Origin of the sequence: Pseudomonas sp. Leaf59 (genome assembly GCF_920984685.1) — a bacterium.
GTDB lineage: Bacteria > Pseudomonadota > Gammaproteobacteria > Pseudomonadales > Pseudomonadaceae > Aquipseudomonas.
In genome coordinates this window covers 352,410-372,960 of sequence record NZ_CAKLBR010000003.1, presented here as the reverse complement: position 1 = coordinate 372,960, position 20,551 = coordinate 352,410, and the positions used below count along the sequence as shown (strand labels likewise).

14 protein-coding genes are annotated in these 20,551 nt (G+C 63.5%); 11 read left to right on the top strand and 3 right to left on the bottom strand.

Annotated elements, in window-relative coordinates:
* Positions 1-54: 54 nt before the first annotated feature.
* The 8 genes from LUB09_RS05140 to LUB09_RS05105 all read left to right on the top strand — a co-directional run bounded on the left by LUB09_RS05140 (position 55) and on the right by LUB09_RS05105 (position 13,448).
* A complete protein-coding gene (locus LUB09_RS05140; protein WP_231421857.1) occupies positions 55-2,853 on the top strand; it encodes an ATP-binding protein in 2,799 nt (932 codons plus the stop codon).
* Positions 2,840-4,033: an EAL domain-containing response regulator gene (locus LUB09_RS05135; protein WP_209981330.1), complete on the top strand. Its 1,194-nt coding sequence runs from the start codon at positions 2,840-2,842 to the stop codon at positions 4,031-4,033. The genes LUB09_RS05140 and LUB09_RS05135 overlap by 14 nt, the downstream gene beginning before the upstream one ends.
* Positions 4,034-4,116: 83 nt before the next feature.
* Positions 4,117-7,302 (top strand): hybrid sensor histidine kinase/response regulator, encoded by a 3,186-nt coding sequence (locus LUB09_RS05130; protein WP_231421839.1) that lies wholly within the window; start codon positions 4,117-4,119, stop codon positions 7,300-7,302.
* A gap of 12 nt (positions 7,303-7,314) precedes the next feature.
* Entirely contained in the window at positions 7,315-7,962 is a 648-nt protein-coding gene (locus LUB09_RS05125; RefSeq protein WP_231421838.1) for a response regulator, read from the top strand.
* A gap of 184 nt (positions 7,963-8,146) precedes the next feature.
* The gene (locus LUB09_RS05120) at positions 8,147-8,749 is read left to right on the top strand and encodes a fimbrial protein (RefSeq protein WP_209981324.1); all 603 of its coding nucleotides are present in this window, start codon (positions 8,147-8,149) and stop codon (positions 8,747-8,749) included.
* Positions 8,750-8,821: 72 nt separating this feature from the next.
* Positions 8,822-9,550: a fimbrial biogenesis chaperone gene (locus tag LUB09_RS05115; protein ID WP_231421837.1), complete on the top strand. Its 729-nt coding sequence runs from the start codon at positions 8,822-8,824 to the stop codon at positions 9,548-9,550.
* An 89-nt stretch (positions 9,551-9,639) separates the two neighbouring features.
* Positions 9,640-12,150 carry a fimbria/pilus outer membrane usher protein gene (locus LUB09_RS05110; RefSeq protein ID WP_231421836.1) on the top strand — a complete coding sequence of 837 codons (2,511 nt, stop codon included), beginning with the start codon at positions 9,640-9,642 and terminating at the stop codon, positions 12,148-12,150.
* 149 nt (positions 12,151-12,299) lie between these two features.
* On the top strand, positions 12,300-13,448 hold the full coding sequence (locus LUB09_RS05105; RefSeq protein ID WP_209981318.1) for a hypothetical protein: 1,149 nt from the start codon (positions 12,300-12,302) through the stop codon (positions 13,446-13,448).
* Between the two features lie 615 nt (positions 13,449-14,063).
* On the opposite strand, the gene LUB09_RS05100 is transcribed toward LUB09_RS05105, so the two are convergent.
* On the bottom strand, positions 14,064-14,765 hold the full coding sequence (locus LUB09_RS05100; RefSeq protein ID WP_209981316.1) for a FadR/GntR family transcriptional regulator: 702 nt from the start codon (positions 14,763-14,765) through the stop codon (positions 14,064-14,066).
* A gap of 319 nt (positions 14,766-15,084) precedes the next feature.
* Here LUB09_RS05100 and LUB09_RS05095 point away from each other — a divergent pair, with 319 nt between their 5' ends.
* Together LUB09_RS05095 and gudD are read left to right on the top strand one after the other, a co-directional pair.
* On the top strand, positions 15,085-16,434 hold the full coding sequence (locus LUB09_RS05095) for an MFS transporter (protein ID WP_231421856.1): 1,350 nt from the start codon (positions 15,085-15,087) through the stop codon (positions 16,432-16,434).
* Positions 16,435-16,447: 13 nt separating this feature from the next.
* Positions 16,448-17,797: a glucarate dehydratase gene (gudD, locus tag LUB09_RS05090; RefSeq protein WP_231421835.1), complete on the top strand. Its 1,350-nt coding sequence runs from the start codon at positions 16,448-16,450 to the stop codon at positions 17,795-17,797.
* A 17-nt stretch (positions 17,798-17,814) separates the two neighbouring features.
* Here the strand turns inward: gudD and LUB09_RS05085 are convergent, their stop codons facing one another.
* Positions 17,815-18,243, bottom strand: coding sequence for a winged helix-turn-helix transcriptional regulator (locus LUB09_RS05085; RefSeq protein WP_209981311.1), 429 nt, complete (start codon positions 18,241-18,243; stop codon positions 17,815-17,817).
* Positions 18,244-18,347: 104 nt separating this feature from the next.
* Between LUB09_RS05085 and LUB09_RS05080 the strand changes: the two genes are divergently transcribed.
* On the top strand, positions 18,348-19,046 hold the full coding sequence (locus LUB09_RS05080; protein ID WP_231421834.1) for an SDR family oxidoreductase: 699 nt from the start codon (positions 18,348-18,350) through the stop codon (positions 19,044-19,046).
* Between the two features lie 37 nt (positions 19,047-19,083).
* On the opposite strand, the gene LUB09_RS05075 is transcribed toward LUB09_RS05080, so the two are convergent.
* Positions 19,084-20,529, bottom strand: a complete 1,446-nt coding sequence (locus tag LUB09_RS05075) for a mechanosensitive ion channel domain-containing protein (RefSeq protein ID WP_209981306.1) — start codon at positions 20,527-20,529, stop codon at positions 19,084-19,086.
* Positions 20,530-20,551 lie beyond the last annotated feature (22 nt).

The window sequence follows — 20,551 nt, the reverse complement described above, 5'->3', positions numbered from 1 at the left end:
GCTTTTAAGGATCGTCTTATGCCCCCGGCGCACACGCCTGCTTACAGTGCGCCGATGCGATTGAAAAGTTACCTGCTGCAGATCAACCCCGTCCTTTCCCGACCCGAAGCCGCCAGGCGGCTGTTGCGAATCTTCGCGGCCGTGCTGCTGATCGGCATCCTCAGCGGGGTCTACACCTTCCTGCTGTCCACCTTCAACAACGATATTTCGCAACGGCGCGGCTACATGAGCAGCGCCATCGCCCAAGCCCACACCTTTTTCACCAACCGCCAGGCCCTGCTCGAAAGCCTCAGCCTGTCGGCGGTACGCAAGCGCTCGCCGATCTACCCCGCCTCCGCAGAAGAACAACACCTGCAACTGGGTGACACGCCGGGCAGCCAGTGGAGCCTCTGGCTGACCACGCGCATGCGCGATTACCTCAAGGCCAGACAGGTCAACCTGCTCTACGTGAGCGCCAGCCCCGTGCCGCAGGTCACACGGCTGTATGACGCCACCGCACAGGTGCTGCCGATTTCCAGGTGCATGCACAATCGCCTCAAAGCGCTGCAACACAGCGACCCGGCCACGCTCAAGGAACTGTGGCTCAGCGACAAGACCGAGCAACACTCGCACCTCTACATCTTCATTCGCCTCGACGACCGCGACCCCGCCTCCGGCTGGCTGGGCCTGGAAATGGAAAGCCGCGGAGTGTCCCAGGCCCTGGGCGATCACAGCGCCGGTGAGTTCATGATGCTCAACTCCCAAGGCATGCTGGTGTTCAGCAACCGCGCCGATGCGCAGCTGCGCCAGCAACCTCTCAAACCGCGGGAAGACAGCTTCTTCGGTTTCGTCGGCAACGGCTGGCTGCCCGATCACCTGGTGATTCGCAAACACCTGAAGTCCTCGGACTGGCAACTGATGTACTCCATCGACCTGCGCGCAGTAGTCACCGGGCTGTGGAAACAATTGCTCGGCTCGCTGGTGTTCTGCCTGTGCAGCCTGGCGCTGATCTGGCTGGTGATGCGCCGCGTCGACCAGCGCTTCATCATTCCCTCGATCCATCGCATCCAGGCGTTGATCGAAAGCGAAGCGTTCGGCCGCGACGTGATCCAGACCGCCCCCGTCGCCCTCTGTGTGCTGCGCCGCACCGATGGCCAGGTGGTGCTGGAAAACACCCTGGCCCAGCAATGGCTGGGCGACGGCCCCGAGCGCGAGGCCCTGCGCGCCGGCTGGATCGAGCAGGCATTCGACGCGCAGGCAAGCGAGCACTGCGATTACTTTGAAACCGTCGACGGTCGCCACCTGTACCTGAGCAGTGCCCCCACCCGCTATCGCGGCGAAGATGTGCTGTTTTGCGCCTTCAGCGACATCAGCACGCGCAAGCAGGTCGAGGCGGCGCTCGAAGACGCGCGGCAGTCGGCAGATGCGGCGAATGCAGCCAAGACCCTGTTCCTGGCAACCATGAGCCATGAAATCCGCACGCCGCTGTACGGCGTGCTCGGCACCCTCGAACTGCTGGCGCGCACGCACCTGGACGCACAGCAGAGAGACTACCTGCAAGCCATCGAAGGCTCGTCCTCGACCCTGTTGCAGCTGATCTGCGACGTGCTGGATGTTTCGAAAATCGAAGCCGGGCAACTGGCCCTGGAGTTGAGCGAGTTCTCGCCGCTGGAGGTGGTCCACGACATCATCCAGGGCTATGCCGCAGCGGCTCAGGGCAAAGGCCTGCAACTGTATGCGTGCCTGGACCCCCAACTGCCCGAGCGGCTGATCGGCGACGTGACGCGCCTGCGCCAGATTCTCAACAACCTGCTCAGCAACGCGGTGAAGTTCACCGACTACGGCCGCGTGGTGCTGCGGGTCAAGGTGCTGGGCCGCGACGGCGAACGCTCCAGCCTGTTGTGGCAGGTGTCGGACACCGGCAAAGGCATCGCCCAGGAAGACCAGGCGCGGATCTTCGAGCCGTTCTACCAGAGTGAAGGCAACACCAACGTGGTTGCCGGCACCGGCCTGGGCCTGCCGATCTGCCAGCGCCTCACCGAGTTGATGAACGGCAACCTCCGCATGGTCAGCGAGCTGGGCCTGGGCAGCAGTTTCAGCCTGATCCTGCCGCTGGAAGAAGCGCCCACCGACCCCATGCCCCCCCTGCTGGCCGAAACCGTCTACGTGGTCTCGCCGATCCCGGAACTGGCGCACGCCATCAGCGGCTGGTTGCGCCGCTGGGGCGCACGGGCCCAGGCCGGCCTGCCGACACTGGCGGACAATCACCTGCTGCTGCAAGTGCACCCCGGCAGTGTCGATCCCTCGCTGGTGCCCGACTGGCCGGGCCCGGTGATCCACGTGAGCGCCAGCGCGTGCACGGCGCTGGAGGTCGACGCCGGCGGCTGGCACGTCAACCTCAATCACCTCAGCGCAATTCACCAGGCCGTCAGCCAGGCACAGGGCCTGTGGGTGGCCCGCACCGATGCACAGACGCGCCCGCGCGACCTGAGCCAACTCAACCTGCACCTGCTGGTGGCCGAAGACAACGTCATCAATCAACTGATCTTGCGCGACCAACTCGAGGAGCTCGGCTGTACCGTGGAGCTGGCCGCCGACGGCCGCGAAGCCTTGCAGTTGTACGCCGCCGGCCACTTCGATGTGGTGCTGACCGACGTGAACATGCCCCACCTCAACGGCTACGCACTGGCACGCGAACTGCGCCGCCAGGGCTGCCCGCTGCCGATCATCGGGGCCACCGCCAACGCCATGCGCGGCGAGGCCGACCTGTGCCTGGCCGCAGGCATGAACCATTGCCTGGTCAAACCCTTTGCGTTGCGGGCTCTCTTCAACTCCCTGGCGCCTTATGCACGGATCACCCATGAAGCCCATTAGTATTCTGATTGTCGAGGATCACCCCCTGCAGCACATCTACCTGCAGCACCTGCTCGGTGAGTTGGGGGATTTCAGGCTCGAAGCGGCCCTGGACGGCAAGCAAGCGCTGGAGCGCCTGCGCCAGAGGGATTTCGACCTGGTGCTGACCGACCTGCTGATGCCCGGCATGGACGGCGTGCAATTTATCCAGTGCCTGGCCGGCCTGCGCTGCAAACCGGCGCTGGCGATCATGAGCGCGGCGTCGCGGCGCATGCTGATGGCCGCAAGCCTGGTGGCGAAGAACCTCGATGTGGAGGTGATCGGACTGATCTCCAAACCGGTCGCCATCGACGCCCTGCGCAGCCTGGTGGACCAATTGCACAACCAGGTGCGCAAGCCCTGCCCGGCGCTGGCCGAGCACCTGGACATCGACCGTCACGCGCTGCTGCAGGCCATGAGCAGCGGCCAGTTGCAGGCGTGGTTCCAGCCGAAAAAATCCCTGGCCAACGGGCGCATCGTCGCCGCCGAAGCGCTGGTGCGCTGGATGCACCCCGAGCAAGGCGTGATGCTGCCGGCCGCGTTTCTGCCGGCGATCAAAGCGTTCGAACTGGAAGAACGCCTGCTGTGGCTGATGCTCAAGCAGGCGATCCAGGCCCAGGAGCGCTGGCGCCAGCGCGGCTACGAAATTCCGGTGTCGATCAACCTGCCCACGCACCTGCTCAACAGCCACGACCTGGCCGACCGCCTGCTGGAATTCGTGCTGCACCACGACGGCATCCCAGGGCTGATCTGCTTCGAATTGATGGAATGCTCGGTGCCCCAGGACATCAGTAATTTCTACGCCGGTGCCTGTCGCCTGCGCATCAAGGGCTTTGGCCTGTCGCAGGATGATTTCGGCAAGGGTTACAGCTCGTACCTCAACTTGGTGTCCACGCCCTTTACAGAATTGAAGATCGACCAGGCGCTGGTCCAGGGCAGCCACGACAACGAAGGCATCGCCCAGGCCCTGGCAAGCATCATTGCCCTGGGCCGCAAGCTCGGCCTGACGGTGGTCGCCGAAGGCGTGGAAACGCCCCAGCAACTGGCCTTGCTGCGCAAGATCGACTGCAACCAGGTGCAGGGTTTCCTGATCTCCCACGCCGTGTCTTCAGAGCAATTTCAGCAACTACTGAACAATGATGGCCCTGCGACATCTCACTAGCAGACGGCCCCGGATTATTTGCCCTTTTATAAGGAGTAAGCTCCATCCAGTGCCGATTTCTCCTGCGCCTGCGGAAACCCTTGATGAAGCACAACAACGCGGTCCTCGAAGCCTTCACCCGTAGCTCCCTGCGCCTGAACAAGGGCCTGATGGTACTGATCGGCATTGCGTTGCTGCTGGTGCTCACCAATTACTGGTCGCTGCAACGGGCCATCGAAACCCGCTACGGCGCCACGCGCTTTCACTTTGCGCGGCTGATGGAAAACCTGCAGGAGCAGGAGTCCTACCTGCGCAGCCTCACCCATCCCGGCATCCAGGCCGAGCTGCTGCGCGCCACCCATGTGCAGGTCAGCCTCAAAAGCCGCATGGTCGACACCCGGCGCACCTTGTACGAAGGGCAGAAGTATTCGTTTTCAGTGCCGTTCGGCGTCAAGTTCGACGAACAGGAAGTCGGCGCCGCCGCCAGACCGCAGATCTTCGCCCTCGGCGCGCACCTGACCAGCTACTACAGCGCCTTCTGGTCGTCGTCGCCGTACGAGGCGCCGCAAACCTTCCTCCTCGATCGGCATACCCGCTACACCATCACGGTTCCATCGGTGGGCTACCAGCGTCGCGAAAACAACGAAGACACCGGCAATCTGGTCGCACAGGTCAACGCAGTCCAGCAAGCCCTGGAGCAGACGCCGCAGCCGCTGGAACCCAACCGCGTGTACTGGCAAGCGGGCCCGGCGCCCGATGATCTGCTGGCCTACATCGGCCTGCCGCTCGACAGCCCGGAGCAGTCGGTGGTCGGCACCTTGCTCGACCTGTCCCGGGTCGACGACGTACAACGGGTGCTCGAACACTCCGCGTTTGACCGTCTTACCCTGTTTGCGCCGGACGGCAGCCGGCTGGTCGGGCCAGCGACCCAGGCGCCGCTCGGCGATGGCGTGCATTTCACCGCCGACGGTTTTGAATTCAAGATCACCCAGCCCGGCGAGCAACCCTGGAGCGCGGTGTATGGCCTGAACTACTCGCACTTCTTCCACTCGGCGCTGTGGCCGTTGAGCACCCTGGCGCTGTTCCTCGTCGGCCTGGTCACACTGGGCTGGGGCGGCAGCCGCTGGTATCGGCGCCAGGTGATCAACCCGGCGCGCCTGGCACATGAGCGCATTGCCGAGAGCGTGGCGTTCAGCCGCGTGATCATCGACACCGCGCCCACCGGTCTGTGCGTGGTACGGCGCAGCGATGGAAAGGTACTCATCGAAAACCAGCGCGCCCAACAATGGCCAGGCACTGCACGCCTGGTGGCCGCCATGGCCGGCACCCATGACGGTGCCGACAGCGGCGAAATCCACCTGGAGATCGAAGGCCGGCACCTGCAGATCGGCTTCGTGTCGACCCGCTATCAGGCCGAGGACGTGCGCCTGTATGCGTTCAACGACATCACCCGGCACATCGACGATGCCCAGGCGCTGGAAGATGCACGCCGCGCCGCCGATGCCGCCAACGAGGCGAAGACGCTGTTCCTGGCGACCATGAGCCATGAGATCCGCACGCCGCTGTACGGCGTGCTCGGCACCCTGGAGCTGCTCGGCCTGACCGATCTTGACGCGCACCAGCAAACCTACCTGCAGACCATCCAGCGCTCATCGGCCACCCTGTTCCAGTTGATCAGCGACGTGCTTGACGTGTCGAAGATCGAGTCCGGGCAAATGGCGATCGAAGCCGTGGAGTTCTGCCCGCTGGACATGCTCGAAGACACCTTGCACACCTACGCGGCCTTCGCCCGCCGCAAGGGTTTGCAGCTCTACAGCTGCATTGACGCACAGTTGCCGGACGCCGTACTGGGCGACCCCATGCGCATCCGCCAGATTCTGAATAACCTGGTGAGCAACGCGATCAAGTTCACCGACATCGGGCGCGTGGTGATTCGCGCCAGGGTCACGGCGCGCGACAGCGACCATGTCGAGCTGGAATGGCAGGTCACCGACTCCGGCGCCGGCATTGCAGAGGCTCAGCAGGCCAAGTTGTTCGACCTGTTCTACCAGGCGCCGGCCACCGCCAGCGAAGGCGGCGCGGGCCTGGGCCTGCCGATTTGCCGGTGGCTGGCGCAGATGATGGACGGCGAGATCCGGGTGGTCAGCGAGCCGGGGCTGGGCAGCAGCTTTACCTTAAAAATACGCCTGCCGCTGTGCGGCGGCGCGCTGACCCAGCCGCCGCTGATCGAGCCCAGCACCACAGCGGTGTATGTGCAGGCGCCGGTGCGCGAGCTGGCCCAATCGGTGACCGACTGGCTCAATCGCCTGGGCATCGCCGCCCACCTTGCCGCCCCCGGTCAGGAACCTGACCCGCGCCATGGGGGGGTGCTGGTCGACCTGCTGCCGGACACGCCCGCGCAGCCCTGGCCCGGCCAGCGCGTGCAATGCGTGCCGGGCGCCCATAGCCCGCCATTGCATACCGCCCAGGGCTGGGTGGTCGACCTGCACGACCTGCGCGCCCTCGCCACCACGGTGTCGCTGGCACAGCACGGCAAGCACGAGCAACCGCCAGCCGCCCGCCGGCAAAGCGCCGGGCAATTGGGGCTGCGCATCCTGGTGGCCGAGGACAATCCGGTCAACCAGGCGATCATCAAGGAACAACTGGCGGCGCTCGGTTGCTCGGCGACCCTGGCCGACAACGGCGAGCAGGCGCTGCAACTGTGGCAACCGCAGGCCTTTGACCTGGTGCTGACCGACGTGAACATGCCGCTGATGAATGGCTATGACTTGGCCAGAACCCTGCGCGAGCACGACCCGCACCTGCCGATCATCGGCGTCACCGCCAACGCGATGCGCGAGGAAGGCGTGCGCTGCCTGGCGGTGGGCATGAACGCCTGGATCGTCAAACCGCTGAGCCTGCAAACCCTGCGCGCCCAGTTGATCAAGCTGTGCCAGGTCAAGCCGCCGCCGGAAGTGCCCATCGCCGCCTTCGTCGACCGCGTGCAGCTGTCGGACGCAATGCGTGCGCTGTTCATCAGCAGCATGCGCCAGGACCTGCAACGCATCGGCGCGGCACTGGCGCAGCGCGATGTGCGCAGCCTGGGTCAATTACTGCATGCGGCCGCCGGCGCCCTCGGTGCCGTGCAGGCGCTCGACCTCGCCCAGGCCTGCATCGAACTGGAAACCGCACTGGACCATGGACTGCTCGACCCCGTACTGGAAGACCAGATAAACGCTGTAATGCAACGACTGTCGGCCGTGCTGGAAACACTCCAGCCCGGGCACGCTCCCCCCTCTGAACCGGCATGACGGACGGTCCTTATGAAAACATTCAACGTGGTTATCGCGGACGATCACCCGATCGTGCTGCTGGGCGTACGCGAATTGGTGGAGCGCGACACGCGCTTTCAAGTGGTCGGCGAGGCGGTGTGCTCGGCCGGTTTGATCGAGCTGTTGCAGCGCCAGGGCGCGGACATCGTGATTACCGACTACAACATGCCGGGTGACTCGCCCTACGGCGACGGCCTCAAGCTGGTGGAATACCTGAAACGGCACTTTCCACAGGTGCAGGTGCTGATCCTGACGATGATTTCCAACCACTTGATCCTCACCCGCCTGCAGGAGCTGGGCGTGGTCGGCATCATCCAGAAAAGCCAGTTGCACACCGAGATTGAACTGGCACTCCAGGCAATTGCGCAGCGCAGCCCGTACCGCAGCCTGGAACCGCCCAGGACCTCGGTGATCGAGACAATCACGGCCATCGACGAACGCTTCACCAGCCTGTCGCCCAAAGAGTTCGAAATTCTGCGCCTGTTTATATCCGGCCTGAGCGTGAGCGATATTGCCCGTCATCAGAATCGAAGTTCCAAAACCATCAGCGCGCAAAAAATATCGGCCATGCGCAAACTTGAAGTAAGCAGCGATCAGGACCTTCTCGCTTATTGCCTGGCGCGCAATATTTTCAACTAAGCCCGCACTGGCAAGCCATTCTCGCCAATGGCTTGGCCCCTCTCCCGCTGCGTTTTCAGCGGTCCGCAAAGCAACTTTCGCGGCTTATAAGAATCGTCTTATTTTCTCCAGGCCTCGAACTTTCTATTCTTTCCCGGCAGTTCAACAACCGCATTTTCTCCAACTAACACTGACGGACATCATCATGAAGAAGTTCTCCCTGGCTGTTCTTGCCTCGGCCATGCTGTGCACCAGCGGCGCAGCCTTCGCCGAAGGCGAAACACCAAAGCCAATCCTGGGCGGCAGCGGCAAAATCACCTTCACCGGCGTGATCAACAATGATGCGTGTTCGGTCGACGGTGCCAACTCCGACCGTACCATTTCGGTGGACATGGGCAACGTCTCGATCAAGGACATGGGCACTGCAGAAAACCCGACCGCAGGCCGTGTGACTGCCAAGGACTTCAAGCTGAACGTCAACTGCAACCAGGGCACCAAGGTCGCGATGATCTTTGACGCCAACAACGGCGGTTCGGGCCTGGTCACCGGCAAGAACGTGCTGGCCCTGACCCCGGGCTCGGCCACCGCACAAAACGTCGGTATTGCCCTGCTCGACAGCAAAGGCAGCCTGATCAACCTCAGCTCGCCAACCACCGCACGCATCGAAAGCAGCATGCACAGCGCCAGCGGTACCGGCGGCGATGCCACCCTGAGCTTCGCAGCCGCCTACGTCACCACCGGCGCCGCCGGTGCATCCACCGCCGGTCGCGGTGATGCCACCCTGCCGTTCATCCTGCAATACGAATAACCCGCGCGCGACGTGCGAGGCCCTGCGGCCTCGCCATTGTTCAAGCCTTTTTGATACCACAGGATAACCCTCATGCTGCCTCGTTCTTTCGCTGCATGCCTGGGGCTGCTGGGCATGCTTATGGCCAGCCACGCCGCCGCCAGCATTTCCCTGAATGCCACCCGCATCGTGTTCGATGGCGACCACAAGGAAGCCAATATCACCGTGCGCAACGGCAATCAGGATGTGTTGATTCAGTCCTGGGTCGACGACAATGATGCCGGCGCCAGCCGTGCGCCTTTCGCCGTCACCCCGCCGCTGGCGCGGGTGTTTGCCAAGGAGCAGCAACTGTTGCGCATTCTCTATGAAGGCGCCGGCATGCCCACGGACCGTGAGTCGGTGGTGTGGCTCAACGTGCAGGAAATCCCCAGGGCCAGCGAAACCGAAAACACCTTGCAGTTGGCCATCCGCCAACGCATCAAGATCTTCTACCGGCCTGCGGGCCTGCCAGGCAGCGCGCTGCAGGCACCGGCGCAACTTGAGTGGCGCCTGGTCAAACAGGGTGTGCAGGTGACGAACCCGACGCTGTACCACGTGTCCATGGCCGATCTTAAAGTGCAGACGCAACTGGCCAGCGACTCCACCATGATTGCGCCCGGCGAGGTCCGCACCTTCCCGCTCGGCGGGCCCCTCCACCCTGGCCCGGTGCTGTTGTCGTTCTCCAGCATCAATGACTACGGCGCGCAGAATCACTACAGCGCAACGCTGTCGGGTAACGCTTCGACCTCGGTGTCCGCGACCGAATCACGCCTCAACCCCTAAGCCGTTTCTCTCACCCACAGGCTCACTTCACGTGCGTAGCTGCGTGCGTGCGCGCCTGTCTGCCAATCCGGGATGCCACAGGTCTTCGCATGTCTTTTCTTTCCAGCAACAGCCCCGCGCGTGGCGCACTGAAATTGAAGACGCTGTGGCTGGCGATGGTCGCCTGCGTGCCCGCCCCAGCGCTGGCCGATGACGCTGCGCAAGGCTTCAACACGACCTTCCTGCAAGGCGCGCAGTCGCAGGTGGACCTGCAACAACTGCTCGCCGCCGACAGCGTGTTGCCGGGCAACTACCGCGTCGATCTGTACAGCAACGAGGTGCTGGTAGGCCGGCGCGATATCGACTTCAAGCGCAACCGGCACACCGAGCGGGTCGAAGCCTGCCTGAACCTGGAGCTGCTCAAGCAACTGGGTGTCGACCTGGCCCGCCTTGAGGCCGAAGGCAAACTCGACCCGCAACACCCGCAGGACTGCTATGCCCTGGCCGACCTGATCGACGCCGCCAGCGTGCGCTACGACAGCAGTCGCCTGCGCCTGTTGGCGAGCATACCGCAAGTGGCGATGCAGCGCGGCTTGCGCGGCTATGTCGACCCGCAGCTATGGGATGCAGGCGTGCCCGCCGCCTTTATCAATTATCAGCTCAACAGCAGCCGCACCGCCGGCGACTACGCCACGCGCACCACCACTAACCTTGGCCTGCGCAACGGTATCAACCTGGGGGGCTGGCGCCTGCGCAACGAGTCCAATCTGAGCAGCGGCACGGGGCGCTCGAACACCTTCACCAGCAACCGCACCTACGCGCAGCACGACGTCACGGCGATCAAGGGCCAGTTCAGCGCCGGTGAAATCTTCTCCGACACCGACCTGTTCGACAGCGTGCGCTATCGCGGGGTCAAGCTGGCCTCCGACGACGGCATGCGCGCCGACAGCGAGCGCGGCTATGCGCCGGTCATCCGCGGCGTGGCGCAGACCAACGCCACCGTGGAAATCCGCCAGAACGACTACATTCTCTATACCGCCAACGTCGCGCCGGGGCCGTTCGAGATCAACGACATCTACCCCAGTGGTTCCAACGGCGACCTGCAGATCACCGTGATCGAAGCCGACGGCAGCCGCCGCGTGACCACCCAGGCGTTTTCCAGCCTGCCGATCATGGTGCGCGAGGGCCAGCTCAAGTACAGCGTCTCGGCGGGCACCTTCAGCAGCAATGCCGACGGGCTGGCGTCGCCGCGCTTTCTCAGCGGCACCCTGGCGTACGGCCTGACCAGCAACCTGAGCGGCATCCTCGGCGTACAGGCCAGCGAGGACTACAGCGCGCTGTCGCTCGGCGCCGGCCGCAATACCGCCTTCGGCGCCTTCTCCCTGGACGCCACGCACTCCTCGAGCAAGGCACACGGGCAAACCACCCAGGGCAGCAGCGTGCGGGCGCTGTACGCCAAGACCTTCACCGGCACTGACACCAACTTCACCCTGGCCGCCTACCGCTACTCCACCGAGGGCTACCGCACCCTCACCGACCACGTGCAGGACAACAGCGATGACCTGCGCTTGCGTGGCGGCCACTCGAAGACCCGCACCGACCTGACCATCAACCAGAGCATCGGCCGCAACCGCGAACTGGGCAGCCTGTACGTGACGGCCAGCGACCAACGCTACTGGAACCGCGGCGGCTCGCGCAACTTTACCGCCGGCTACAGCAACAACTGGGGCGACCTGAACTACAACCTCAACGTGACGCGTACCGAGCAGATCGTGACCTGGGGCGAGTCAGGCAGCGACACTCAACTCAACCTGTCGATCTCCTTTCCGCTGGGCGGCCAGGCCCGCGCGCCACGGGCATTCGTGACCAGCAGCCGACAGCATGGCAACACCACAACCCAGGCGGGCATCAATGGCTATGTCGCCGACGCCAGCGACACCTCCTATTCGGTGCAGGCGGGCCATAGCGACACCAGCGGTGACTCCGGCTCGGTGACGCTCAACAGCCGCACGTCCATGGGCGACGTCGGCTTCGGCTTCAACCAGGGCCAGGGTTACACCTCGCAGAACCTCAACGTGGCAGGCTCGGTGGTGGCTCACGCGGGTGGAATCAACCTGGGGCAGACCCTCAGCGAAACCTTCGCCCTGGCCGAGGTGCCGGGCATTTCAGGGGCGAAAATCAGCAGCTACAGCGGCGTGGAGACCGGATACAACGGTTATGCGGTCATCCCCACGGTGCAACCCTACCGGGTCAACTGGATCAGCCTGGACACCCGCGACCTGGGCGCCAATGTCGAAGTCACCAACGCCACCCAGCAACGGGTGCCGCGCCGGGGCGCCATTGTGGTGGCGCGCTACAGCGGCACCACCGGCCGGCGGGTGTTGTTCGAGTTGTTTGATGCGCAGCACCGGCCGCTGTCATTCGGCGCCTCGCTGGAAGATGCGGCGGGCAAGCAATTGGCGATTGCCGACCCCAATGGCAACGCGCTGGCGTTGGTGGAGCAGGATCAGGGCAGCTTGGTGATCAAGTGGGGCGAACACCGCTGCACGGCAGACTATGCGCTGCCGGCGCAGAACAAGGCATTGAATTATGAGCGCCAGGCGTTGGTGTGCACGCCGTGATGCACGGCAAGCACGGCTGTGGGATCGGCTGAAGGCGATACGGGAGAAGGTGGGAGTACCTGACCGTTCGGCCAGTGCCCGACGCGTCGCGAGTTTGGCAAAATGGCGCTCCACCCTGCCACTGTGCGCAGCCACACAAGGACACGACGATGAACAGCATGGACTCCATTCTTCGACAGTTTTCGGCCGAAGGTGCCACCCATCTCTACTCCAGCCCGCCCTCGGTATTGACCCCCGCCGACCTCTACCGGGCCAAGGATGACGCCCTTTATCGGGAGATGATCGCCGGCAGCAATATCTACCTGATCACTGCGCGCCGACGGGTGCTGATCAATCCTTACGATCTGCAGTTGCAGGGCCGCACCGTGCACGGCAGTTTTTTCCTGGTGATGGACGAGACCGGCGAGCAGCCGATCCCCTTCAGCTACGAGATACCGCCGATCACGCCGGGGGATCGCGACGCCATCGAGCAGGTGCAGGTCGCCCCCAACGGCACCCATCTGCTGATCACCACCGCCACACGCCAGGTCATCACCGCCGCCCATATCGTGGTCGCCAACGCCAGCAGTGCGCTGCACACCGAGCAACGGGACATGAACGTGCTGTATGTCGGCCAGGGCCTGGGCAAGGTCAACGCACTGACCGCCGTTGACCGTTTGCTCAACCACACCACCCTGCAACGCATCCTGGCCGAAGCCTCGACCCACACCCCGGAGCTGGAAATTTCGCTGCTGCTGTATCGCTTCGAACACGGGCGCACCGTGATCAGCAATGGCGGCGACCTCAACCTTGATCCCCAGGCCTGCGAGCAAGAGGATCACGCGCACTTCGAACGGCTGCGCGCGGTGCGCCTCAATCGCGACGAGGTGGTCACCCTGGCGGAAGCGGCGCTGATCAACCACTTCAAGCCGCAGTACAACACGCTGCTCAAGTCGACCAACTTTGCCGCCCAGACCCACAAGAAGATCAAGCCGCTTAAAAAGCTGCTGGCCAAGGGCATTACCGGTTTGACCGTGGAGATCTGCAGCGCAAACATTAACGCGCGCCTCTTCACTCGCGATGCATTGCCGCTGGAGCCGAGCGAGCTGATGCCCGCCCATGTCCTGGAGGGGCAGGCGTTTGATAATGAGGAGGATAAACGGGCGTGGTTCGAGCAAGTGCGGGAAATGGCGCATACCCATCTGGCGCAGTTCCCGCTGACCACACCGCAAGAGCGCGAGACGTTCATGCACGGCATGGTGTGGCTGGGGCAGACGCAGCGGGAGCGGATCTGGCCGATGCAGGGCAAGGCTGAATAGCGCGCGCTGCGTTCGGGCAGTATTCCCATGTGGCGCTTGGGAATACTCTTTCGCGCGGTCATGAAGTTCTTGTCGGGGAATTCCTGGAGTTTTGGGGTGGGGGTGGGGGTGGGGGTACTTATCCGTTGTTTGGGTGATGGCTGATATGGGTTCCGCCCTTACGGCGGGTCACTTTTGGAAAAGAGCCCCAAAAGTAACCAAAAGGGCTCTTGCCCCACCACTCGGCACCTCGCTCACGCTCGGTGTGCCCGCACGCAGACTTGAATCCGTGGGCCGCCGCAATGGGCCATCCATGGCCCAGTGCGGCTAACCCGGCGTCCTGCCGGGTTACCCACGGATTCAAGCCTGCGTGCGGCCAGCGTGGTTGACGGGGCGCCTCAGATCACGATCAAAAGCCAAAGCCAAGCAGATCAAAAGCAGACGGTGTTGTATCTGATGCATGGAGATCACATGTGGGAGGGGGCTTGCTCCCGATAGCAGTGGGTCAGCTAACAATAAGCTGACTGACACTCAGCCATCGGGAGCAAGCCCCCTCCCACAGTTTGTACAGCGTTCGGCAGACAACCCCGGTCGGCTCCGGGGCCACCGCGCTTTTGCTTTTGATCTGGGGCGCTCTTACTCCCCGGTCATACGCTCCAGGCTATTGCTCAAATGCAGCAACATGGCCGCACGCGCCGCATCCGGATCCTGGCGGCGGATAGCCTTGAGAATCGCCTCGTGTTCCAGATTGGCCAATTGCCCCAGTTGCACCAGGTCCGCATCACCCCGCTCCTGAGCGTTGATGCGCGAACGCGGAATCACCGAATGGCCCAAGTGCTGAATCACGTCGGTGAAGTAGCTATTGCCCGTGGCCTGGGCGATCAACTGATGAAAGCGCACATCGGGTTCGACGCTGCTGTCGTGGCTGCCCAGCGAATCCTGATAGTCATCCAGGGCCTGGCGCATCTGCTGCAACTGCGCGTCGGTGCGGCGCAGCGCTGCCAGGGCGGCGGCCTGGGTTTCCAGGCCCATGCGCAGTTCGAGGATGCCGCGCACACTCACGGCGGTGTCGTGTGTCAGGTGCAGGCCCTGGCGCGAGTCGCGCGCCAGCACAAACGTGCCGACACCATGCCGGGTTTCCACCAGCCCGGCCGCCTGCAATTTCGACAGCGCCTCGCGCACTACCGTGCGACTGACACCGTACTCGCCAACAATGGCGGACTCGGACGGCAGCTTCTCGCCAGGCGCCATCTGCCCCAGCAGAATTTGCTGGGTCAGGTCGCTGACGATGTCATGGGCCAGGCCCTGGGAGCGCTTGCGTGGGAGGTCGGTGAGCATGGGCGGGTCCATCGAAAAGACCGCGCAATACTAGCACCCTGCTTGAGCAGCAACTTGTATGACAACAAACAAATTTTCCCCGAAATGCACCTGTCTTTTGTGGGAGCTGGCTTGCCTGCGATGCAGACACTGCGGTGCGTCAGGTACAGCAATGTGAAGCTATCCCAGGCAAGCCAGCGTCCGCCGGGGTCATCACAGGTCTGGAGATAGGGGTTGCCACTTTAAAAATCTCAGTTGTATGATGTCTGGCAAGTTGTCAGACATGTCCGACGACCCTGAACCCAACCCGCACAACAATAATCAGTGGGAGTTCTACCTCGTGACCCCTTCCAGCCCCGCCACAGCTGCGCCTGCCCACGACTCCGTGCTGGCCCGCGCGATCAAGAAAGTGAAGCGCCATGTGCTGCCACTTTTCGTGATCATGTTCATCGTCAATTACATCGACCGCGTCAATATCGGCTTCGTGCGCACCCACATGGAACATGACCTGGGCATCGGCGCCGCGGCCTACGGCCTGGGTGCCGGTCTGTTCTTCATCGGCTACGCGCTGTTCGAAGTGCCCTCCAACCTGCTGCTGCAAAAGGTCGGCGCGCGTATCTGGCTGACCCGCATCATGTTCACCTGGGGCATCACCGCCACCTTGATGGCCTTCATCCAGAACGAAACCCACTTCTACATCCTGCGCTTTCTGCTGGGGGTGGCCGAGGCCGGGTTCTTTCCGGGGGTGATCTATTACTTCACGCGCTGGCTGCCCGGCGTGGAGCGCGGCAAGGCGATTGCGATCTTTCTCAGCGGCTCGGCGCTGGCCTCGCTGATCTCCGGCCCGCTGTCCGGCGTGCTGTTGCAGATTACAGGCCTGGGCCTGCACGGCTGGCAATGGATGTACATCATCGAGGGCATGGCGTCGGTGCTGCTGTGCTTTTTCGTGTGGTTCTGGCTCGACTCCAAACCCCACGATGCCAAATGGCTCAGCCGTGAGGAACAGGACGCGCTGGTGGGCGAGATCGACCGCGAGCAACGCGAGCGCGATGCCGCCAACACGGTCAAGCCAACCCTGGGCACCTTGCTCAAGGACCGTCAGATCATGCTGTTCTGCGCCTTGTATTTCTGCATCCAGCTGACCATCTACGCCGCCACCTTCTGGCTGCCGAGCATCATCAAAAAGATGGGCGACCTGAGCGACATCCAGGTGGGCTTCTACAACTCGATTCCGTGGCTGATCTCGATCATCGCGATGTACTCGTTCGCGGCGTTGGCCGGCAAATACAAGCACCAGCAGGCCTGGGTGGCCACGGCGCTGTTGATTGCCGCCGCGGGGATGTTCTTTTCCACCACCGGCGGGCCGATCTTCGCCTTCATCGCCATCTGCTTTGCGGCCATCGGTTTCAAGTCGGCGTCGTCGCTGTTCTGGCCGATTCCCCAGGGCTACCTGGATGCGCGCATCGCAGCGGCGGTGATTGCGCTGATCAACTCCATCGGCAACCTCGGCGGGTTTGTCGCGCCGACCACCTTCGGCTTTCTGGAGCAGACCACCGGGTCGATCCAGGGCGGCCTGTACGGGCTGGCCGGGACGTCGATCCTCGCGGCCATCCTGGTGTTTTTCGCCAAGACCCGCCCCGGCGCCCACACCGCCAGCGTGCTGCACCCTGCCCCCGCCCTGAGCAAATAAGGAACGCTTCTTCATGAACACAGAACATCAGCACCACGCCAGCAACGCCCCGGTGGTCACCAGTCTGCAAGTGATTCCGGTGGCCGGCCACGACAGCATGCTGCTCAACCTCAGCGGCGCCCACGGGCCGTTCTTTACGCGCAATATCGTGATCCTGCAGGACAGCGCCGGGCATATCGGCGTCGGTGAAGTGCCCGGCGGCGAGCGTATCCGCGAGACCCTGGAAGACGCGCGCAGCCTTGTGATCGGCAAACCCATCGGCCAATACCAGAGCATCCTCAATGCCATGCGCCGCACCTTTGCCACCCGCGACAGCGGCGGACGCGGCCTGCAGACGTTCGACCTGCGCATCACCATCCACGCTGTAACCGCCATGGAAGCCGCGCTGCTCGACCTGCTCGGCCAGTTCCTCGACGTGCCGGTGGCCGCCTTGCTCGGTGAAGGCCAGCAGCGCGACGCAGTGAAGATGCTCGGCTACCTGTTCTACATCGGCGACCGCAGCCGCACCGACCTCGCCTACCGCAGCGAAGCCGACGCCGACGACTGGTTCCGCCTGCGTCACGAGCAGGCCATGACCCCGGACGCCATCGTGCGTCTGGCCGAAGCCGCCAAGGCCAAATACGGTTTCAACGACTTCAAGCTCAAAGGCGGGGTCCTGCGCGGCGCAGAGGAAATCGAAGCGGTGACCGCACTGGCCGAACGCTTCCCCGACGCGCGCATCACCCTGGACCCGAATGGCGCCTGGTCACTCAAGGAAGCCATCGCCCTGTGCCGCGATCAGCACCACGTGCTGGCCTACGCCGAAGACCCGTGCGGCGCGGAAAACGGCTATTCAGGTCGCGAAGTCATGGCTGAATTCCGTCGCGCCACCGGCCTGCCGACCGCCACCAATATGATCGCCACCGACTGGCGCGAAATGGGCCATGCCATCCAGCTGCAATCGGTGGACATTCCCTTGGCCGACCCGCACTTCTGGACCATGCAGGGCTCGGTGCGCGTGGCGCAGATGTGCCACGAGTGGGGCCTCACCTGGGGCTCGCACTCCAACAACCACTTTGATATTTCCCTGGCGATGTTCACCCAGGTGGCGGCGGCGGCGCCGGGCGACATTACCGCAATCGACACCCACTGGATCTGGCAGGACGGCCAGCGCCTGACCAAGGCGCCGTTGCAGATTGTCGACGGCCACATCCGAGTACCGGCCAAGCCGGGCCTGGGGGTGGAGATCGACATGGACGCCGTGGCGCATGCCCACGAACTCTACCAAGGCATGGGCCTGGGCGCGCGCAATGACAGCGTCGCCATGCAGTTCCTGATTCCCGGCTGGAGCTTCGACAACAAGCGCCCGTGCCTGGTGCGCTGAACCCTCGTTATCAAGGCCTACGGGGCCTGGGTGACAATGTCCCCAAGCCCCAGCACCCGGCCGTCTTCGGACACGATCTCGACCTTGCGCAGCGGCTTGAGCAGACGCGCATCCAGCACCTGCGTACCGACGTCTTCGGGCTCGGTATGCGCCTCTCCCCACTGGGCCAACGTGACCAGCACCGGCATCAGCGCGCGGCCCTTGTCCGTGAGTTGATAGTCGCTGCGCGCGCCGACTTCGCGGGTTTCCAGCAGGCCTTGCTCGACCATGTCCTTAAGGCGCGTGGCGAGGATATTTTTCGCCACGCCCAGGTGCTTCTGGAAATCACCGAAGCGCGTGACGCCGGCGAATGCATCGCGAATGATCAGCAGCGTCCACCAGTCGCCCACCACATCGAGCGCGCGCGCCACCGGGCAGCCGTTCCCTTCCAGGCATTTGCGTTTCATCGTATCCCTGCGCCTGCGTGAAAAATAAGGTTGCATTATAGGACCCAAACGCACAGGATAAAAATGGTTTCATCATTAAACCCAACTGGCGCGTGGAGCATCTCATGGATATTCGTGGAAAAGTGGTACTGGTGACCGGTGCCAATCGTGGCCTGGGCAAGGCGTTCGTCACTGCGCTGCTGGCCGCAGGCGCGGCCAAGGTGTACGCCGGCGCGCGGGATCCGGGCAGTGTCGAGATTCCCGGCAGCACGCCGATTACTCTGGACATTACCGACCCGGCCAGCGTGCAGCGCGCCGCCGAGCAATGCGGCGACGTCAGTGTACTGATCAATAACGCGGGCTTCTTGAAGTACGGTTCGTTGCTCGCTGAAGACAGCGTCGAAAACCTGCAACAGCACTTTGAAGTAAACACCCTCGGCACCCTGCGCATGAGCCGCGCGTTTGCGCCGATCCTGGCCAGGCAAGGCGGCGGCGCCCTGATCAATATCCTCTCGGTCCTGAGCTGGCTGAGCCCGCCCGGCTCCGGCGGCTACAGCACTTCCAAGTCCGCCCAGTGGGGCCTCACCAACGGCCTGCGTGGCGAACTGCGTGGGCAGAACACGCTGGTCATCGGCGTGCACCCGGCCTACATCGACACCGACATGGTGGCCGATGTGCAGGCGCCGAAAAGCACGCCGGCCGAGGTGGTCGCGGTCACCCTGCAAGCCCTGAGTGAAGACCGCCAGGAAGCGCTGATCAGTGACACGGCGCAGGGGGTAAAAGCCTCGCTGTCCACTGCCAGCCCGGTCTATTTGACGTTCTGACGCAACGCGGCGGCGCTGTCGGATCGCGACAGCGCCGTTACAGGCCGCGCGTGCGCAACCACTGCAAAAAGCCCTTCTTCACCGGCACCACCGGCGCGTCCTCGGTCAACACCTGTGCGGCATGCAGACGAAAATCCAGCAGCGCCTTCATGGCTTCGCCGATGTCGTGACGTGCATCCAGGCACGGTTTGAGGTATTCGTTTTCGATGCGGTACAGGGTGCAAAACGTCTTCGCGGTAAAGTCCGCCAGCGCCGCCTGATCGGACAGAATGCCCGCCTCGCCGATCACCTCCCCCGGCCCCATGCGTCCGGCTTCGAAGGTGTGCCCGGCCTTGGTGAGCATCACCGACACAACGCCGGACTCGACGATAAACAAATGATCGCTGACCTCGCCTGCCGGCAGGATCATCTCGCCGGCACGGTAGGTGTGCAGGGTCATGTTCTGGCTGAAGGTTTCTTTCTCTTCCTGGCGCAGCGTAGAGAAAATCGACGAGCGCTCCAGCAACGCGCGCGCGCCGGACATCTCGGCCGGTGCGCTGCTCTCGGTCGACGAGAGCAGGCCCACGCCCGCCGCCTGCAAATGCCGGAACGCCAGGTCGTAAAGCTGGTTGCGCACTTCGCGCTTGAGGGTCATGGCCGGCACGAAACCACTGATTTCATACTCCACGCCGCCGCTGGCGGACGCCTTGAACGCCACGCTCGGCGCGGGTTTGGCCAGCAACGGTCGACAGCCCTGCATGGCGCGCTCCAGCGCATCGATCACGGTTTGCGGACGGGCATGGGGGCTGACCTGCAGGCTGACCGTCAGGCCGAACATGTCCGCCGGGCGCGAGAAGTTGATGATCTTGGCCTTGGCCGCCAGCGAGTTGGGAATCACTGCCAGGCTGCCCTGAGAAGTCTGCAACCGTGTGGCGCGCCAGTCGATATCGGTGACACGGCCTTCGGTGCCGTCGATGGAGATCCAGTCATCCAGTTGATAGGGTTTGGTGGTGTTGAGCACGATCCCGGAAAACACATCGCTCAAGGTGCTTTGCAAGGCCAGGCCGACAATGATCGCCACCGCGCCGGAGGTGGCCAGCACGCCCTTGACCGGCAGGTCGAGCACATAGGCCATGGCGGCGATGATCGCGATCAGGAAAATCACCGCGCCCATCAAGTCCTGCAACAACCGCCCGGTGTGCCCGACCCGCTGCATCATCAACGCGCCGAGCAGCACCGTGAGCGTGCGCGCCGCGAACAGCCACCAACCGATCTGCAAAGCGGTGGCGGCCATATGCAGCGCGGTGTCGTCGGCATAGGGCGCCACCAGCATCGGGTTCATGCCATCGTTGAACAGCACCGCGCTGAACACCGCAAAAATCACCAACCGCGCCGCCAGCTTCCAGTTGGCCAGGTTGGCGGAAATCAGCCGCCACACGGCGATGTCGATCAGGATCAATACCAGTGCGCAGAGCATCGGGTGATCGGCGATAAATGAGGGCATCCAGGCGACTCCAGTGGCAATG

What these genes read in the sequence shown, in the direction of transcription:
- LUB09_RS05080 (WP_231421834.1), top strand. Translation starts at nt 18,348, where the DNA reads ATGGATATTCGTGGAAAAGTGGTACTGGTGACCGGTGCCAATCGTGGC.
- LUB09_RS05075 (WP_209981306.1), bottom strand. Translation starts at nt 20,529, where the DNA reads ATGCCCTCATTTATCGCCGATCACCCGATGCTCTGCGCACTGGTATTG.
- LUB09_RS05105 (WP_209981318.1), top strand. Translation starts at nt 12,300, where the DNA reads ATGAACAGCATGGACTCCATTCTTCGACAGTTTTCGGCCGAAGGTGCC.
- LUB09_RS05110 (WP_231421836.1), top strand. Translation starts at nt 9,640, where the DNA reads ATGTCTTTTCTTTCCAGCAACAGCCCCGCGCGTGGCGCACTGAAATTG.
- gudD (WP_231421835.1), top strand. Translation starts at nt 16,448, where the DNA reads ATGAACACAGAACATCAGCACCACGCCAGCAACGCCCCGGTGGTCACC.
- LUB09_RS05115 (WP_231421837.1), top strand. Translation starts at nt 8,822, where the DNA reads ATGCTGCCTCGTTCTTTCGCTGCATGCCTGGGGCTGCTGGGCATGCTT.
- LUB09_RS05140 (WP_231421857.1), top strand. Translation starts at nt 55, where the DNA reads ATGCGATTGAAAAGTTACCTGCTGCAGATCAACCCCGTCCTTTCCCGA.
- LUB09_RS05135 (WP_209981330.1), top strand. Translation starts at nt 2,840, where the DNA reads ATGAAGCCCATTAGTATTCTGATTGTCGAGGATCACCCCCTGCAGCAC.
- LUB09_RS05125 (WP_231421838.1), top strand. Translation starts at nt 7,315, where the DNA reads ATGAAAACATTCAACGTGGTTATCGCGGACGATCACCCGATCGTGCTG.
- LUB09_RS05085 (WP_209981311.1), bottom strand. Translation starts at nt 18,243, where the DNA reads ATGAAACGCAAATGCCTGGAAGGGAACGGCTGCCCGGTGGCGCGCGCG.
- LUB09_RS05100 (WP_209981316.1), bottom strand. Translation starts at nt 14,765, where the DNA reads ATGCTCACCGACCTCCCACGCAAGCGCTCCCAGGGCCTGGCCCATGAC.
- LUB09_RS05120 (WP_209981324.1), top strand. Translation starts at nt 8,147, where the DNA reads ATGAAGAAGTTCTCCCTGGCTGTTCTTGCCTCGGCCATGCTGTGCACC.
- LUB09_RS05130 (WP_231421839.1), top strand. Translation starts at nt 4,117, where the DNA reads ATGAAGCACAACAACGCGGTCCTCGAAGCCTTCACCCGTAGCTCCCTG.